Source organism: Luteibacter sp. OK325 (assembly GCF_003050935.1).
Lineage (GTDB): Bacteria > Pseudomonadota > Gammaproteobacteria > Xanthomonadales > Rhodanobacteraceae > Luteibacter.
The window spans coordinates 77,303-95,120 of record NZ_QAOX01000002.1; the positions used below are offsets into that span (position 1 = coordinate 77,303).

The 17,818-nt window shown below is 64.1% G+C and carries 13 protein-coding genes; 7 read left to right on the forward strand and 6 right to left on the reverse strand.

Features of this window, described 5'->3' with window-relative positions:
* Positions 1-232 precede the first annotated feature (232 nt).
* Entirely contained in the window at positions 233-3,151 is a 2,919-nt protein-coding gene (locus C8J98_RS04275) for a TonB-dependent receptor (RefSeq protein WP_107911281.1), read from the reverse strand.
* 118 nt (positions 3,152-3,269) lie between these two features.
* On the opposite strand from C8J98_RS04275, the gene C8J98_RS04280 reads away from it, so the two are divergent.
* Positions 3,270-3,959 carry a MarC family protein gene (locus C8J98_RS04280; RefSeq protein ID WP_107911283.1) on the forward strand — a complete coding sequence of 230 codons (690 nt, stop codon included), beginning with the start codon at positions 3,270-3,272 and terminating at the stop codon, positions 3,957-3,959.
* 128 nt (positions 3,960-4,087) lie between these two features.
* On the opposite strand, the gene C8J98_RS04285 is transcribed toward C8J98_RS04280, so the two are convergent.
* Complete coding sequence (locus tag C8J98_RS04285) at positions 4,088-5,050, reverse strand: AraC family transcriptional regulator (RefSeq protein ID WP_107911285.1); 963 nt, start codon at positions 5,048-5,050, stop codon at positions 4,088-4,090.
* Positions 5,051-5,333: 283 nt separating this feature from the next.
* On the opposite strand from C8J98_RS04285, the gene C8J98_RS04290 reads away from it, so the two are divergent.
* From C8J98_RS04290 to C8J98_RS04305, 4 genes are read left to right on the forward strand one after another with little or no spacing between them, the layout of a single operon-like run.
* A complete protein-coding gene (locus C8J98_RS04290) occupies positions 5,334-5,618 on the forward strand; it encodes a hypothetical protein (protein ID WP_199229805.1) in 285 nt (94 codons plus the stop codon).
* A 4-nt stretch (positions 5,619-5,622) separates the two neighbouring features.
* Complete coding sequence (locus tag C8J98_RS04295; RefSeq protein WP_107911287.1) at positions 5,623-7,167, forward strand: multicopper oxidase domain-containing protein; 1,545 nt, start codon at positions 5,623-5,625, stop codon at positions 7,165-7,167.
* The gene (locus C8J98_RS04300) at positions 7,164-8,294 is read left to right on the forward strand and encodes a hypothetical protein (RefSeq protein ID WP_107911288.1); all 1,131 of its coding nucleotides are present in this window, start codon (positions 7,164-7,166) and stop codon (positions 8,292-8,294) included. Before C8J98_RS04295 ends, C8J98_RS04300 begins: the two co-directional genes overlap by 4 nt.
* The gene (locus C8J98_RS04305) at positions 8,294-8,848 is read left to right on the forward strand and encodes an SCO family protein (protein ID WP_107911290.1); all 555 of its coding nucleotides are present in this window, start codon (positions 8,294-8,296) and stop codon (positions 8,846-8,848) included. Before C8J98_RS04300 ends, C8J98_RS04305 begins: the two co-directional genes overlap by 1 nt.
* 97 nt (positions 8,849-8,945) lie before the next feature.
* On the opposite strand, the gene C8J98_RS04310 is transcribed toward C8J98_RS04305, so the two are convergent.
* The 3 genes from C8J98_RS04310 to grrA are packed head-to-tail and all read right to left on the reverse strand — an operon-like array spanning position 8,946 to position 11,176.
* Positions 8,946-9,626, reverse strand: a complete 681-nt coding sequence (locus C8J98_RS04310) for a hypothetical protein (protein ID WP_107911292.1) — start codon at positions 9,624-9,626, stop codon at positions 8,946-8,948.
* Positions 9,623-10,783, reverse strand: a complete 1,161-nt coding sequence (gene grrM / locus C8J98_RS04315; protein WP_107911293.1) for a cyclophane-forming radical SAM/SPASM peptide maturase GrrM/OscB — start codon at positions 10,781-10,783, stop codon at positions 9,623-9,625. The genes C8J98_RS04310 and grrM overlap by 4 nt, the downstream gene beginning before the upstream one ends.
* 6 nt (positions 10,784-10,789) lie before the next feature.
* Positions 10,790-11,176, reverse strand: coding sequence for a GrrA/OscA1 family cyclophane-containing rSAM-modified RiPP (gene grrA / locus C8J98_RS04320; protein WP_107912566.1), 387 nt, complete (start codon positions 11,174-11,176; stop codon positions 10,790-10,792).
* Positions 11,177-11,434: 258 nt separating this feature from the next.
* On the opposite strand from grrA, the gene C8J98_RS04325 reads away from it, so the two are divergent.
* Positions 11,435-12,997 (forward strand): DHA2 family efflux MFS transporter permease subunit, encoded by a 1,563-nt coding sequence (locus tag C8J98_RS04325; RefSeq protein WP_107911295.1) that lies wholly within the window; start codon positions 11,435-11,437, stop codon positions 12,995-12,997.
* A 17-nt stretch (positions 12,998-13,014) separates the two neighbouring features.
* Positions 13,015-13,452, forward strand: coding sequence for a MarR family transcriptional regulator (locus tag C8J98_RS04330; protein WP_107912568.1), 438 nt, complete (start codon positions 13,015-13,017; stop codon positions 13,450-13,452).
* A 150-nt stretch (positions 13,453-13,602) separates the two neighbouring features.
* Here C8J98_RS04330 and C8J98_RS04335 read toward each other — a convergent pair whose 3' ends face one another.
* On the reverse strand, positions 13,603-17,763 hold the full coding sequence (locus C8J98_RS04335) for a CheR family methyltransferase (RefSeq protein WP_107911296.1): 4,161 nt from the start codon (positions 17,761-17,763) through the stop codon (positions 13,603-13,605).
* Positions 17,764-17,818 lie beyond the last annotated feature (55 nt).

The following is a 17,818-nucleotide window of genomic DNA, read 5'->3' on the forward strand; positions in this document are numbered from 1 at the left end:
AGGGTATAACGAGGGATCGAAAACCGCATGAGGGCCGCCGCCATGCCCGTAGCAGACCACGCAAAACCAGGAGACGAGCCGTGCCCGGTATGCAAGGGCCTGGGTGAGGTGACGTATATCGACGAGGAGGTCGGTTGCCAGATTGGTGTGCCGTGCTGGGCCTGCTCGGGACCGGCCGAGGAACACCTCGGCCAGCCCGCTTCGGATACACCCTGGCCCGGCTGAGCCGGACTCAGAGTTTGTAGTTGACGCCGAACATCAGCGTGCGGCCGTAGGTGTTGTAGTCGAGCGGCCGGGCGATCTTGATATTGTTCGGCAGCGAGGCGATCTGCTGGGTCTTCTCCGGCGAGTTGGTCAGGTTGTTCACCTGTAACAGCACCGACAGCCCGCTCCAGCGGCCCTCGTTGAACGCGTAGCCGAGCTGGAAGTCGGTCTGTTTGTCGGCGAGGATCTTCTGGTAGCCGAGCTGGTCGAACAGAGCCACCGCCTCGCCCGTGAACGACGAGCGGTAGCGCTCGGCGATGCGCACCGACCAGCCGTACTTCTCGTAGTAGAAGGCGAGGTTGGCCACCTTGCGCGACAGGCCGGGCAGGGTGGACGGGCTGCCGGGAATCGTGGATACCGCGCTGACCGGCAGCGAGCTGTTGGTCAGCGAGAAGTTCGCCAGCATGCCGAAGCCGTCGAGTGCATGCGTCAGCAGGCCGCCTTCGAAAGAGCCGGACAGTTCCAGGCCCTGCATCCTGCCGCCCGTGCCGTTCTGTGGCGTTGTGAATGAACCGATGGTGCTGCTCGGCGTAAGCGTTGGCGTGTCGTTGGTGTAGCGCGAGAAGTCGTAATCGAGCGTGGTTTCGTTGTAGATGTAGTTGAGCAGGTTCTTGTTGAACACGGCCGCCGCGACGTAGCTCGCCGTGCCGAAATACTTCTCCCACGACAGGTCCGCACCCACCGCGATATACGGTTTCAGCTGCGGATTGCCACCACTGCCGGACCACAGCACCTGGCCGGCGGCGGGACCGTCGGTGATCAGCGCGACGCTGGCGGACGTGGCGACCTTTTCGTCGTCGATGCGGCCGCGCGCCATGGTCTTGGCCAGACCGAAACGCAGGTACTGTTTGTCAGCCACTTCGGCCACGAGGTTGAGGCTAGGCAGGACTTTGTTGTAGTTTGTGCCGTCTGCAATGCGGCCGACCAGCGCATCGCCATTGGTCTGCAGGGCTTCGGACGACTGAATCGTACGCACGGCCTGCACGCCCATGTTTCCGCGCAGCGGGATGTCGCCCAGCATCGTGTCGATGTTGAACTTGAGGTACACCACCGGCACCTTCTCGCGTACGGTGTAATTGCGGCTCCAGTCGCCCTGGCCGTTACGCTCGGTCTCGTAGAACTGGTCGCTCAGCGCGCGCAATACGTTGTAGTTTACGATGCCGGGGATGCCGCCGTAACCCAGGTCGGTGATACCGCTCAGGGAGGATGGGTCGATCGGCGCGGCGAAGCCCGGCACGTAATCGTCCGAGGTGGACCCGTTGCCATTTAGCCAGGCGAAGAGCACGTCGGCTTGCTTGGTCTTTTCGCGGTCGGAGTAGTTCACCCCGAAGTTGAAGTCACTGAAGATCCAGCCCACCGGATGGCTGATTTCCAGACGGATCGCCTTGATGGTGTCCTTCTGCTTGTCGTATTCCTCGCGCCCGTTGTAACCGTAGTTGTTCGGGTCGGTGAAATTCACGGCGGAGGTGTCGGACCAGTCCGTGCCGGGGCTGAAATCCGGGAAACCTTCGTCGCGCCTGGTCTGAAAGTCCGTGGACGACGTCGCCTGGCCGGGCAGGCCGGCGAACAGGTAAGCGTCGTGCAGGTGTTTCTTCGCGCTGGAATACGAGAGATCCGCGGTGGCGTTCCAGCCGTTGCCGAAGTCGTACTGGTTGTTCCAGCCGACCGAGAACAGCTTGTCGCGTTCCTTGGTGTACTCGTTCTGCAGGATCGTCTTCAGTCCGTCGATGTGACCGGAAGTGACGATCGGGTAGGGCTGCGCAGGTACGGTGCCGATGTTCGAGTAGGAAACATTGTCGTACGGGCTGCTCGACCACTGCGCGCCGTTGAGGTAAGTCTTCTGGTCGAACGTGGAGTAGTAGAGGTCGAGTGTGGAATGGTAGTGATCGTCCGGTGCCCATTCGAGCACGGTCATCAGGCCGTTGCGCAGCTGCTTCTCGGACTTGGCGCGCAGCTGGGCGCCCTCCTGCGACAGCACGTCGTCGGGCAGGCCGGGCGTGTGCGCGGCTCCCCACTGACCTTCGGCGCCGTTCGGGCCGTTGTTGTTGCTCCACCACCACGCCTGGTACTGCTTTTCCTGCACGGGTGAGTCGAGCTGGGCAAAGCCCACGGCCAGGCCGAGCGTGTGGTCGAAGAACTGGTCGATGTACGAGAAGCTGGCGCGGTGCCCGCTGTCACCGACGCCGGTACCGTGGTTGAGACTGCCATTGGTATTGTTCTCGCCACGCAGGTTGGCGGCGAAGGTGCGCTTGGGCACGTCCAGTGGCTTGATCGTGTGCAGGTCGATGGTGCCCGAAAGACCCTGGCCGACGAGGCTGGCATCGGGTGTCTTGTAGACCACGGCGCCGCTGATGAGCTCGGACGGGTACTGGTCGTAATCCACGCCGCGGTTCTCGCCGATCGTGGCCTGCTCGCGGCCGTTCAGCGTGGTGCCGGCGAAATCGGGCGGCGTACCGCGAATGGAGATCTGGTTGGCACGACCGTCCACGCGTTGCGTAGCCAGGCCCGACACGCGTGCCAGGCTCTCGGCGATGCTGCTGTCCGGCAGCTTGCCGATATCTTCGGCAGAGATCGCTTCGACGATGTTGTCCGAAGCCTGCTTGGTCTTCAGCGAGTTCTGGATACTGCCCTGGATGCCGGTGACGACGATGGCGTCGAGATTGCTCACGGCGTCCGGGTTGGCAGCGTGTTTTTCCTTTTCTTTCGCGGTTTTTGCCGGTTTTGTGGACGGCGTCTCATTTTGTGCCGCAGTGGGAGACGGCGTCTGCTCCTGCGCGAAGACGTCGCTGCCGGAGAACACGAGGAGGGCCATGGCACATGCGGTGGCCAGCGGACGTAGCTGTAGCGCGGGCACGGCAAGACACGGCGTCATGCGTCGATAATTCATCGTTATCCCTGCGTTTAATGATGTGGCGACGCGCCCCCTGACGCGCCGGCGGCGAGGATGCGGCAAGTGACACGAATCTGTCATCCTGCGTCGCAGCACATACCTTCAGGAGTGCCCCATGTGGGAAGAGCTGACCAAGACTGTTCTGTTGATCGTCGCGAGTCTTTTTCCCATCATTAATCCGCCCGCGGCGGCTTTCATGGCAATCAGCATCGTGCCGCATGCGACCGATGCCGAGCGTGCCGACATGGCGCGCCGCGTGGCGATGAACAGCTTTGCGCTGTTGCTCGCATCGTTGCTGGTCGGCGCCTATGTACTCGGCTTCTTCGGTATCTCGATACCGGTGCTTCGCGTGGCCGGCGGGCTGGTCGTGGCCATGGCGGGCTGGCGGCTGCTCGACGCGCCTGACGACGTCGAGGAGGACCAGGAAAACGAGGCTGCCGCGGTAGACCATCGCCACGGCAGGCGCGATCCCTGCTTTTATCCTTTGACACTGCCGCTAACGGTGGGCCCGGGCTCGATTGCCGTGGCCATCGCATTGGGTACGGGGTCGCCGCGGGCGGGACCCACGCTGATTCACTTCGCGGCGGTGGGTATCGCCCTGGTGATCATCACCGCGAGCATTTACCTGTGCATGCGCTTTGCCGAGCCCATCGAGCGCAAGCTGGGTACGGCGGGCACCCAGGTGGTGATGCGGTTGTTCGCATTCTTCATTTTCTGCATCGGGCTGCAGATTCTCTGGTTGGGCGTTTCGGAGCTGATCGGGATTGTTTCGGCTGCGCCTGGCGTGGCGCATCCGGCGCCTTAAGCCCCCAGATCTCCTGTGGGAGAAGATCCTTGTGGGAGCCGATTCATCGGCGATCCCGCGGCAGCGGGCAAGCTTGCGGCTAGCACCCGATCGCCGCTGAAGCGGCTCCCACAAGGGCAAGGTCGCAGCTAGCACCCAATCGCCGATGAATCGGCTCCTACAGAAGATAGATCTCCCAAAGACCGTTCGCGTCGCCAGGCGCAGGGGGTGGCGCCGGTGAAGCGTTTGAATATGGTGGTGAAGTGCGCCTGGGTGCGGAAGCCGGTGTCGCCGGCCACTTCGACGACGGACCGCCCCGACGAAGCGAGCAGCGCCTTCGCGTATTCGATACGCGCGCGCAGGATGTAGTGATGCGGACGCTGCCCCGTGGCCAGGCGGAAGCGTGCGGCGAAGTGCATGGGCGATAACCCCGCCGCGGCTGCGACCGCGGCCAGGCTGATCGGATCGCCCAGGTGCTGGCCGATGTACGCGTCCACGCGCTGCATGCGCCACCGCGGTATCGCCAGCTTCACCGGGTCGAGCCCGTCGATAGTGGCCGTGCTGGCGAGCTGGAAAAGGCGGCTGAGGACGGCTATCGCGAAATGCCCTGCCGTGCCCGGCGTGCAAGACCCCGCATTGGCGGCGAGCAGCGCGAGCGCCAGCTGCTCGATGGCACTGTCGCGGTACATGCCACCGAAGGTTGCGCCGTCAAGCAGAGCCACGCAGTCCATATCCCTGGCAGCGTCGCGGACGAATGATGCCGGCAGATACCACTGGAGGCTGTCACCCGGACCATCCGTGCACATCGTCAGCGCCTGGCCCGGCAGGCTGACGTGCACACTCCCTGCGGCTATCGCGCCGTTCACGACGGTTCGGCCGTCCGCCATCAGTCGCATGGAGGTCGCGCTCAGGAAAACGCGCACCACATAACGATCCGTCGGGATGACGGCGGTCCGGGTACCCGAGCCGCACCGGTCGATCCAGCGGGTGGCCAGTACGCCCGGTGCCGTCCGGGCGAGGACCGGCGGGACATGCCAGATGGTTTCGAGGTGCACGGCGGTGGAGGCGGTGAGGTCGCGCGCAAGCGCGTATGAAGTCTCGTCCAGGCGCACGTTGCCGTCCTCCGCGTCGGGGCCCCGAGGGTCAGGATGATCGGTCCGGCCCCCGGTCTCGCCGACTGACAAGACGGTACGCCTGTCGCCTCGTGCGGAGAGCCGAAAATCTACTTAGAACGAATGGACTGTCCAGACCTTGGCGAGGCATGCCTGGGCCGTTCGAATCGGAAAACGGCCATGCATATCCGAAAGACCATTCGTGCCCTGGGCGACACCATGAGCGGGAAGGGGAGTCGACGCGTCGTGCGTCGGCGTCTGTCCGGTCATGGGGAGTTCCACGATGAAGAAGTCCATTCTGCTGGGCGCCGCTGTCGGCGCCGCGCTGGTGTTCGGCTGCGCCACGCAGGCCCAGCAGGGTCCGACGGTGGACATCGGCAACCGGCACGGCAACCTGCGCCAGGCCCAGGAAAACATCGTCCAGGCCTGGCATCTGGTGAGCGAGGCGCAGGAAATGAACGACTCGCGCCTGGGTGGACACGCGGCGAATGCCAAGCGCCTGCTCGAGCAAGCGAACGACGAGTTGCGCCTTGCGGCGGATGTCGCTAACCAGAACGAGCGGCACTAGACGCATGACCAGACGCAGGCCCCTGCGCGCGGCGGCCCTCGCCCTCCTGGCATGTCTTGCAGGCACGGCTCTGGCCGACCCGCCCTCCGACGACCTGCGTCCACCGCGCGAGTTCACCTACGACGCGAACGGCGTGACCACGGTCACCCTGGTCGCCGCGAAGTCGAAGATCCTCGTCGGCAACACGCCTTACACATCGTTGGTGTTCAACGACGACTACGACGCACCGCTCATCCGTGCGCGTCCGGGCGGAACGATTGCGCTCACGCTCGACAACCGCATGGACGAGATGACCAACCTGCATTTTCATGGCATGCAGGTGTCCCCGCTCGACGACGGCGACAGCATTTTTCGCACCACTGGCCCGCACGAGGTGGGCAAGTACGTGTTGCGCTTGCCCGACGACCATTCGCCGGGACCGTACTGGTACCACAGCCATTTCCACGATGGCGCCGAGCACCAGGTGTCAGGTGGCCTCGCCGGGCCGATCCTCGTCGATGGCATCAAGGACCAGTTCCCGGAACTGAAGGACGTGCGCGAGCGCGCGCTCGTGCTGCGCAACTTCCAGAAGACCTTCACTGGATCGCTCGCCAGCGAGATCGTCACCGGTGCGCCTTCCATCCGGACGATCAACGGGCAGTTCCAGCCGACCATCCGCATTCATCCGGGCGAAACGCAGCTCTGGCATCTGTTCAACATCGCCGCGAACCAGTACTTCCGCATCCGAATCGACGGCGTGCACATGCAACTGCTGTCCCAGGACGCCGATACGGTGGTCAAGCAGGTCGGCGTCGACGAGATGCTGATCGGCCCGTCGGCGCGTGTGAGTATCCTGGTGACGGGCCCCGCACCCGGTTCCTATCCCCTGAAGCTGGGTTCGGCGAACACCGGTCCCGCGGGCGACACGTACGCCGGCGCGCTACTGGGTACGCTCGTTTCGTCGGGCGAGCCCATGAAGACGGTGACGATCACCAGTCCGTATCCCGCCGTGACCGACCTGCGCAAGGTGACGCCGGCTAACCACCGTCGCTTCATCTTCCAGGACTCCGACTCCGACCCCAACGCCTTCTTCATCAACGGCCGCCAGTTCGACATCGGTCGCGTGGACACCACGGTCAAACTGGGCGACGTCGAAGAATGGACCCTGGTCAATCCCAGCCAGGAACTTCATCAGTTCCACATCCACCAGCTTGATTTCCAGGTGACGAAGATCAACGGCAAGGATGTCGACTTCATCGGCTATCGCGACAACGTGTTCATTCCCGCCCTGGGTTCGACCACGGTGCTCATTCCCTTCACGGACCCGGTCATCCTCGGCAAGTTCGTCTATCACTGCCACATTATGGAGCACGAAGACGGCGGCATGATGCAGGTGATCCAGGTGGTGCGTCCTGCCGAGTACGAGGAGGCCGTGAAGCTCGAACCGCTCGGCGGCATCTACGGCGACAACCAGATGTGCACGTACCTGCGCAACACGGGGGGGAATCCGCTCACGCCTCCGTCCAACGCAAGCCGTCCGCTCGGTCCGGCGCCTGAGGTCAGGCCGTGAAGCGGCGCGCAGCTTACGTCGGCATGGGGCTCGCACTCGCGCTTGCGGGGCAGGCGCAGGCCAGCAACGGCCGCTACCCCGGTCTGGGCATGGATTACAGCACGGCCATCCAGTACGACTTTGCCAGCCTGCGCGTGCCCAATCAGCCACATAACGTCACCACCAACGGATACTTCGACATCACCACGGCGGTGCACTTCCGACTGACCACGATCGACGAGATCTGGGTGGGCAGCGAAGTCAGCCCGGTGACGGATACGCGCCCCGGCGAGCGCCGCTGGCTCGGTGGCACCGGCCTGAACATTACCGACGTCAACTGGTACCACCAGGGTTACGTCTCGTCCTTCCGGTTGGGCAAGTTCGACGTGCCGTTCGGACGCGCACAGGATGCCGCGCCGGGACTTTACACCTCTGACTTCGTCGCACCGTACGCACTGGGCGGGATGAATGGCGGCACCTATGAGTACCGCTTCTTTACGGACAACTGGGGCACCATCGCACCGAGTCTGAGTCTCTACGCCGCCGACACGTCGGTACTGAGCCGTTCCTTCCTGCGTCCGTCACAGCAGGCGCGCCGCTCCGACGGTGGCGCGACGAATACGGGCAAGCTCAACAATGCCGCCGCCGTGGTCAACTGGCGCGCACCCGCGGCCATTCCGTACCTTGAAGTGCAGGTGGGTTACATGACCAACCATAAGGGCGATGTGTCCGCCGCCTCGCCCACGGCGGCGAACGAGCAGCTGCGCGTGGCCTCCGTGCGCTACATGATTCCCTTCGTGGCCACGACCGAACTCGGACCGACGCTCGCCGGTCGCTACCTGGACCTCGTGCCCTTCGTCGAGTACGTGAAGGTGCACAACGAGAACGGCACACCCGGCTTCGACACCGAGTACCTGACCACGTCGCTCACCTTCGACGCCGGTCGCTTTGCCTACGGCCTCACGCATACGAACAAGCAGATTTCACCGACTGGTGGTCCGCGGACCAACGAGTACCTCACCGAAGCCAGCATGGTCTACCACGTGACCGGCCTGGTCGACCTGGCACTGTCCGGCGGCAGGTCACGCCAGGGCGGGCAGACGTCCGGCTTGCTGGGCGTCTCGATCACGCTCAACGGATCGTTCTGATGCGCCGTCTCTCTTTCGTCCTCTTCGCCGTGTGCCTGGTCGCTTCCGGGGTCCACGCGGCGAGCCCCACCGTGGGTGGTTCGTTCCAGTTGACCGACCAGGATGGGCATGCCGTGACGCAGTCATCGTTCGCCGGACGGCCCTTGCTTCTCTACTTCGGCTACACCTCCTGCCCGGACATCTGTCCCGTGGACCTTGCGAAAATCGTGAAGATCGCCGGCGCCGTACGTGAGGCCAGCGGGGTGACGGTCACGCCGGTCTTCGTCACGATCGACCCCGAACGCGATACGCCGGCGAGGCTGCAGGCCTATGTGCGCGCCTTCGGCAAGGACGTGGTCGGCCTGACAGGCACGACCACGCAGATCGGTGCCATCACCGACGAGTACCACGTTTACTTCAAGAAGGTGCCCGTCGATGGCGGTTACCTCATGGATCACTCGACGATGCTTTTCCTCGTCGGCGCAAACGGCGCTTACCTCGATCACTACGGGCGCAAGCTGCCCGAGGAGGATGTGGTCAAGCGCGTCGTCACGACACTGCGTGGCGCGGGCTGAGGCAAGGATAATCGCCGCTGAAGCGGCTCCCACAATCAGCTCGGCTCCGCTCTATGTGGGAGCCGATTCATCGGCGATGGGTGCTCGCCCGATCGTCTCAATCCCAGAACGCCTCGACGATGCGATCGTTAGGCCCAAGGATCAGCGTCAGCCGGTTCGGGTCCGTATCCAGTTTGCGAATACCGTCGTTCTCGCGCAGCACGCGCGTGCTCGCCGGCAGGTCCTCTTCGCGCACCGCGTCCTTGCCGCCCGCGGAGCCGCCCTTGGGGACGAAGGTCTTGCCGACGCAGTTCGAGCAATCCACCTCGCGGCCCTGCGCTTCGGCATAGCCGGGGAGCTGGCTGAGCTTCACCGTATTGGTGGCGCTGCGCACGCGGATACCCTTGTACGGGTGTCCGGGCTCGATCACGAAGATGGCTTCCATGGGCCCGAATTTCGTCGCGCTGGAGGCGTCGTCCGGCCCGCGGGCGACGAACAGCAGGTCGAGCATGCCGTCGGCAGACGGCCCACGCGAGATGGCGACCAGTTGCGGGTCGCTCCAGTTCTCCGTGCTGCTCAGGCCGCGCACGCGAACGATGTCGAGCTCGGGCGCGTGGCTGCTGCGTATGAGTTCCACGCTGCTGACCTTGAACAGGGGTTTGATCGCATCGTCGCCGGCCTCCTGCTCGGTGGCTGGTTCCGCCGTGGACGGGGCAGGGGCTTGCTGCGCCGCCGCGCTGGCGGCGAGCCACAGCCAGCCCGCGGCGACTACGAAAACAAGTTGAGACTTTGCAATCATGACGCACTCCTCACCAGCATGTCGTCGTCGAGGACTGTCTCGAGCCGGTCCAGCGCTTCGAGGATCAGGTCCGTGGGTACTTTCTGAACCAGGTCGCAGAACGAGGTCCGGGTGGTGGCGAAACTGCCGTTCTCAGTCAGCTTGTTGATCGGTGAACCGCCGCCGCACACGGCGAAGTACGCGCACTCGGCCTTGCACGCGGCCACGCCGGCCGCGATATCACGGTGCATCGCGCGCATGGCGTCGCTCTGGCGCATGGCCTGGAGCGAATCGGTGTGGATGTTGCCGACGATGAAGTCGCCGTAGTCGGCGTTCTTCAACCCCAGCAGCTCGGGAGAAAAACTCGATACGTTGCCGTGGCAGTCCACGTTGATCATGCCGAAGGGCTGTACCTGGGAGTTCTCGCCGGCGGCCTCGTCCGGTCGCAGGATGCGCGTGAGCATGCCGTCGATCTCGCGCAGGAAACGAATGCCGGCGCTCTCGCGCGATTTCCGCCAGAACGTGCTGAGGAACGCGCGGAAGCGTGCCTCGGCGTTGCCTTCGGAGAATAGTTCGGAAACGTGGTCACCCTCGGATTCCTCGACGTTGAAGCACACGTCCGTAATGCCGACCTCCCGGTAGAACGCCAGCATCTCGTCCGGTGCCTGCAGGCCTTGCGCCGACAGCACCGAAATCACGTGGAAAGGGATGCCTTTGTCGATCAGGCAACGGATGCCTGCGACGGTCTTGTCATAGGTGCCGCGACCCTGGCGCGTGACCCGGTTGGCATCGTGGATTTCGCGTGGGCCGTCGATGCTCACGCCGACGCCGACCTCCCAACGCCGGAAAAGCGCGCACCAGGCCGCGTCGATCAACATGCCGTTGGTCTGGATGGCGTGGCGTACTTCGATCCCGGGTGGACACAGCGATGCGATGAGGGAGAACGCTTCCTCGTAGTATGCAACGGGCATCACCAGCGGCTCGCCGGCGTGCCAGATCACGGTAAGCCAGGGATGGGACCAGCCCGAGGCGAACACGGCGGCGAACACGGCGCGTACCGTGTCCAGCGACATCGTCGAAGTGTCGCTACGGCTGGGCAGGTAGCAATAGCGGCAGGCAATATTACAGAAGGGCGTGGGCTGCAGCACCACGGTGTCGATACACGGCGGGCTATCCACCGCGGCTCACCAGTTGTGCCAGAAGTTATGCCAGCCGCCGTTGCCCCAGTTGTGCCAGCCATTCCCCCAGTTATGCCAACCGTTGCCCCAGTTCCTCCAGCCGCCATTTCGCCAGCCGCCGTTGCGCCAGCCGAACCCTCCGAAGTTCATCCAGGCCAGCAGCGGGTAGGCGGTGCCGCGAAGCGGACGGGTCTCCTCGGCATCCCGGGCGACGTTCTCGCGGATGGAGGCGAGGCGGTCAGCCACGTTGAGGGTCACGTCGCCGGGACTCGCGGTCGCAGGCGTGGCTGGCAGGACGGTCGCCTGCGCCGAACCCAGGATGGTGGAGGCACCGAGGATGCCTGCTGGAAGCAGCACGGCGAGGGCTCGGCGGGTACGGTTCCAGTCAGGCATGGCGAACTCCATGGCAGAGGTGCGGGCGTCGTACATAGTTAAGCTGTCGTGGCGGGTATGGCATGAGTAGAAGTACGTAAAACGGAAAGCCGATGCCTTGCATATAGCTGCATAGTCAGATATAGTCTATGTCAGGCAGTTGCGATGCAGCATGCCGGACGGACCGCCGCCTCCCGCAACGTCTTTGCGGGCAGACGACCGCGGCCTTCTTTTTGCCTACATATCTGATATGTCAGATATATCGAAGCTGGACGTCCCATGTCGTCGTCATCCGCAGTAATCCCTCCCGCGCCACTGACCGGTGTGCGTTTCGTGCTGGGCGCCGTGGCGGTGGCCCTGGCCACCTTCATGAACGTGCTGGACTCGTCGATCGCCAACGTCGCCATTCCCACGCTGTCCGGCAGCCTGGGTGTGTCGGTCGATGAGGGCACCTGGGTCATCACCCTGTTCGCCGCCGCCAACGCCGTGTCGATTCCGCTCACCGGCTGGCTCACCCAGCGGGTAGGGCAGGTGAAGTTGTTCGTCTTCGCGATCCTCGCGTTCACCTTCTCATCGTGGCTATGTGGCATTGCCCCGACCCTGCCCGTGCTACTTGCGGCGCGCGTCCTGCAAGGGGTGGCGGCGGGACCGCTGGTACCTCTGTCCCAGGCGCTGTTGTTAGGCACGTTTTCCAAGGAAAAGGGATCCTCAGCGCTCTCCCTGTGGGCGATGACCGCGACCGTCGGTCCGATCGCGGGCCCCGCGCTCGGTGGCTGGATTACCGACAGCTACAGCTGGTCGTGGATTTTCTACATCAACATTCCCGTGGGATTGTTCGCCGCCGGTGTGGTGTGGACGATCTACCGCGACCGCGAAACACCGTCCAAACGCGTTCCTATCGACGTCATGGGCCTGGTCTCGCTGATCGCCTGGGTGGCCTCGTTGCAGATCATGCTCGACAAGGGCAAGGACCTGGACTGGTTCAGCTCGCCGCTGATCTGCGCGCTGGGCCTGTTCGCCCTGGTGAGCTTCGTCTTCTTCGTCATCTGGGAACTCACCGAAGAACGTCCGATCGTCAACTTGCGCCTGTTCGCGGGCCGGAACTTCCTCGGCGGAACGATAGCGATCTCGGTGGCATACGGCGTCTTTTTCGCCAACCTGGTCATCCTGCCGCAGTGGATCCAGGGTTATCTCGGCTACCGTTCGGTGGATGCCGGGCTCGTCACGGCGCCCCTGGGCATCTTTGCCATCATTCTTGCGCCAGCGATGGGACGGATCATGGGCAAGGTGGACTCGCGAGTGCTCGCGACGATGGCCTTCGTCGGCTTCGCGATGGTCTTTTTCATGCGGTCGCGGTACACCACCGACGTCGACAGTTTCACGCTGGTCCTGCCGACACTTTTGCAAGGCATTCCTACGGCGCTGTTCTTCGTGCCGCTCACGGCGATCATCCTGTCCGGATTGCGCCCGGACCAGGTGCCCGCGGCTGCCGGCCTGTCAAACTTCGTACGTGTCTTTGCCGGCGCGGTGGGCACCTCGCTGCTTGCCACGGGCTGGAGTGACCGGACCATCTTCCATCACGCGCAACTGACCGAGCGTGCCAACGTCTACGATCCCGGTTTTCTCGATACGATCGCCACGTTACGCGGCACCCTGCACGCGGATACGGACGGCGCGATGGCCTTCTTCGAGCGTGGCCTCACGGCCCAGGCGACCATGCTCGGCCTCAACGATATCTTCTGGCTGTCCGGGGTGGCCTTCATCGTCATCATCCCGCTGATCTGGGTGGCCCGGTCGACCCGTGGCGGCGGCGGGGCGGCCGCCGCGGCAGGCGGCCATTGATGGGCCATAATCGGGCCATGGACCATTACACCCGCAAGAACTTCGTGCACACCCAGAGCATCGGCTTCCTGCTGGCCCGGGCACGTAACCTGCTCGCCTCCGATATCGACGCGGCGCTGAAGGATCTGGACATCAGCAGCCAGCAGATGGGCATCATCGTTTCGCTCAGCAAGGGCACGGCGAGCACGCCTTTCGAGCTGTCGAAGCTGCTGGGCATCGACACGGGCCTGATGACCCGCATGCTGGACAAGCTCGAGGAGAAGGGCCTGCTCGAGCGCTCCCGCGACGACAAGGACCGCCGCGTGGTGAACCTCACCCTGACCCGCGCGGGCACCCGTGTGGCCGACGCGATTCCCGATATCGTGCCGCCGGTGCTCAACGCCCATCTGAAGTCGTTCACCCGCGCCGAGTTCGAGGAACTGAGGCGCTTGCTGGGCAAGTTCCTCGGCGAGTGAGCGAATGCGCAGGAGCCGCTTCAGCGGCGAATGCCATTGTAGGAGCCGCTTCAGCGGCGATGCCCTTGTGGGAGCCGCTTCAGCGGCGATGGGTGCTCGCGAAGAGCTTCGCCGATGAATCGGCTCCCACAACGGCAAATGAATCGGCTCCTACAACGGTGAACCGGAGCGCGAGGCCGGAAAGCGCGCCAGGGTGGCCAGCAGGATGCGCATCGATACGGGTTTGCTGATGTGCGCATCGAAGCCCGCCTTCAGCGCACGCCGTTCATCTTGAGGGCGGCCGAAGCCGGTCAGGGCGATGGCCAGGATGTCTCGCGTGGCTGGGTTGGAGCGGACCCTTTCAATAAGCTCGTGACCGTCCATTTCCGGCATGCCTATATCCGAAAGCAGGATGTCGTAGTCACCGGAGGCCAGGATCGACAAGGCCACGGTGCCCGTCATGGCGGTGGTCACGCTGGCGCCTTCCTGGCGCAGCAGTTCGGCGAAGGGCCCGAGCAATTCGTCGGCGTCATCGACCACCATGATGTGGCGGCCGACCAGCTGCGGTCTCCAGCCTGCCGTGATCATCATCGCCGCTTCGCTCTGTCGGACCGACCGGACTGGCAGGACCACGAGGAACGATGCGCCCTGGTCGGGCCCTGGCGAGGTGGCGGAGACTTCGCCGCCGTGAAGGTCGACCAGTTGCTTGACCAGTGCCAGGCCGATGCCGAGGCCGCCGGTGGCGCGATTCTTCAGCGTGGTTCCCTGTTCGAACATGTCGAACACGCGGCCGACCAGGGAAGATGAAATGCCGATGCCGTCGTCGGTTACTTCCAGGCGCACATGCTCGCCGGTGATGCTCAGGGTGGCCGAGATACGCCCGTTCGCCCGGGTGAATTTCAAGGCATTGCCGAGCAGGTTCCAGACGATCTGTTCGACGCGTATGCCGTCGGCCGTCATCATGACGTCGGTGGAGGGCAGTGCAAGGCTCAACTTTACCGACCGCCCCGCGAGCTCGTCGCGCATGCCGTCGGCCACACGCCGCAGGCAATCGGATACATTGACTTCGGTTATGTTGAGGGCGAGTTTTCCGGTATTGAGGCGGGAGAGATCGAGCAGGTCGTCGATGATCTGCGCCTGTCCTTCCACGGTTTTGCGGATCGCGTCGGCCGATCGCTGCGTCGTTGCGTCGCCGCCGACCGCGGCCGAGCGGGCGATGAGTTCCGCGTTCATCAGGATCAGGTTGAGCGGATGTTTCAACTCGTGCGACATCACGGCGAGGAATTCGTCTTTCATCAGCACGGCGCTCTGCGCCGCCTCGCGCGAGGCTTTTTCGGCGTGGAAGAGTTCCTCGCGCTCGCGCTCCCGGCGCTTCTCCTGGGTAATGTCGCGCGCGATTTTGGCGTAGCCGTGAAATCCACCCTGGTTCAGCGGGGTCGTGATGCCGCTGCAGAAGATACGCTCGCCGTCGGCGCGGATATGCCAGCGATCGTCCCTGGCGCGGCCGTGCGTTCGCGCCTGTTCCATCTCATCCTGGAACGCACCCTGCGCGCGGTCTTCCGAGGTGAAGATGAGGTTGGCATGGCGGCCGATGGCGTCACTGTCGGAATAGCGGAACGTGCGCTCGGCACCCTTGCTCCACGAGGTAATGATGCCCTCGGGGTCGGTGGTGATGATCGCGTAATCCACTGCGCTGTCCGCCACCAGTCGCATGCGTTCCTCGCTGCTTCGCGCGGCTTCTTCGGCGGCGCGGCGCCGGGTGATGTCGATGAAGGTCATCACCGCGCCTTCGATGCGGTCCTCGGCGGTGCGATACGGAAGGATGCGGGAGATGTACCAGCGGCCATCCTGGCTGCCGACCTCTCGCTCGATCGTCCGCAACGCCTGGAAAGCCAGGGACGCATCGGCGGCAAGGTCGGGGTAGACGAGGCTGTGGTTGAGGTCGAGCAGCGACCTGCCGACATCCGCGGGGATTAACCGGAACACGTCGGCGGCGCGCGGGGTGAACCGCTTGATACACATGTCGCGGTCGACGAAGACGGTGGCGATGTCCGTGGAGGCGACGAGGTTGCTGAGGTCGTCGTTGGCCTTGGCTGTTTCCTCCACCTTGAGCTTCAGCTCGTGGTTGACCGTGATGAGCTCCTCGTTGATCGACTGGAGTTCTTCCTTGCTGGTCTCCAGCTCCTCGGTGGCCGAACGGAGCTCTTCGTTGATCGACTGCAGTTCTTCGTTGGACGCCTTCAGTTCCTCGTTGGAGGACTCCGACTCCTCCACGGTAGCCTGCAACTGTTCCTTCGCACGCTTCAGTTCCTCTTCCAGCTGGAGCAGGATCGGCGTCTGTTCGTTGTCCGCGTACTCTGCCGGTGCGGCGCTGCGCGCAGGGCCCTCGTGGAAGACCACGAGATGGAAGCCACCGACCTGGTCCTGGTCGCGAACAGGCCGTACCTCGATGCTGACCGAGAGCATACGGCCATCGCGTTCGAGGTCTACGGCCCGCGCACGTACCGAGGTGCCGTCCTGGGTGGACTGGAAGAGCGATGTGCGCAGTTCCAGCCGCAGCTCGGGAACGATCAGGGCCGCGAGCTGGTAGGACGGCGCGCCGCCGGTGAGGCGGAGGTAGACGCCGGCACTCTGGGACATGTGCGCGACATGCCCATCGCGGTCGACGAGGATGCTGGGTGGCACGCGGTCTTCGACTGCTTTGCGGTGGATTTCGCTCAACGAATGGTCCCGGCGGTCCTGTGCGGCCGCAGCGGCAGCCGTCGCGCCGGCGCTGAGTACAGTCGAGGGAAGGCGCGTTGGCGAGTGCAGGTAAATACCGGTACGGCCAACCGCGCTGGCGCGATAGATGCGGTTCTTCTTGTCCACGGGCGTGAAGTACTTCGATACGACTTCGGCGGACTCCGAGCTACCCAGGAACAGGTAGCCGCCCGGGCGTAGCGCGAAATGGAACATCTCCAGGGCATGCGATTGCACATCGCGATTGAGGTAGATGAGCAGGTTCCGGCACACGATCAGATCGAGCTTCGAGAACGGAGGGTCCTGCAATACATTGTGCCTGGCGAACAATACCTTCTCGCGCAGGCTCTTCTGCACGCGGTAGCCATCGTCCTCGCGGGTGAGGAATCGGGTGATGCGGCTGGGCGAAACATCAGCCACCACGGCGGATGAGTAGAAGCCATGGCGGGCATGGGCGATGGCGTCGTCGTCGATGTCGGTGGCGAACACCTGCACCGGGACCGACTTCGGTGCGGCCGCCTCGGTCAGGAGCATCGCCAGGGAATAGGCTTCCTCGCCTGTCGCACAGCCGGCGCTCCAGGCGCGGATGCGCGTGTCTTCGGAGCTTTCCTCGAAAAGTCGTGGAATCACTTCGAGCTCCAACGCCTCGAACGCTTCACGATCGCGGAAAAAATTGGTGACGCTGATCAACATGTCCTTCAACAGCGCGGGCCGTTCGTGCGCGTGCTCCTGCAGGAAGTCCCGATAGCCTTCGAGGGTTTGCTGGCCGTTGACCTGCATGCGTCGCTCGATGCGGCGGAGCACGGTGGCGCGCTTGTAGGCACGGAAGTCGTGGCCGGTCTTCGCGCGCAGGGTGATCATGATGTCGCGCAGGGCATCCTCGTGCTCGCGAGACCCGGCCTCCGCCGCCGCTTCGCCCATGGCAGATGTGTCGTCGAGCGCGGCGCCAGCGGGAAAGACGATGCGCGATGCATCGCGTGCCATGGCGACGATGCGTGCGGGAAGTTCGGCGACGGGAAGAATGACGTCGACGGCGCCGGTGGCGATCGCGGAGCGCGGCATCTGGTCGTACTCGGCATCCTCGGGCTGTTGCACCAGGGTGATACCGCCGCGTTCGCGGATGCGCGCGATACCGACCGATCCATCCGATCCCGTGCCGGTCAGAATCACCGCGAAGGCCTTTTCGCGGTGCACCTCGGCCAGGGTACGGAAGAAGAAATCGATCGCGACGTGCTTGCCGCGCGGGCGCTCCATGTCGATCAGGCGAAGGTAGCCGTCGTTCATCGACAGCGCCTTGCGTGGCGAAATCACGTAGACGTGGTTTTTCTGCAGGGGCAGCGCCTCGACCACCTGGATGACCGGCATGCTTGTGGAGCGCTGGAGAATGCGATCGGCGACGCTGTCATGCCGGGGGGACAAATGCATGACGATAACGATGGCCATGCCCGGCTCGGCGGGCGTGGCCTCGAGGAAGCGGCTCAGCGCTGCCAGACCACCGGCTGACGCGCCGATACCCACGACCGGGAAATCCAGCCCGCTGTGCTGCAGGGTGGGGTCGACTTCCGGGTCGGACGGTGTGGCAGGCTGGGACATCGGAAGGAGCTCAGGTGGGCGATAACCGATTCTCGCGCAACTGGGTACTAAAGGG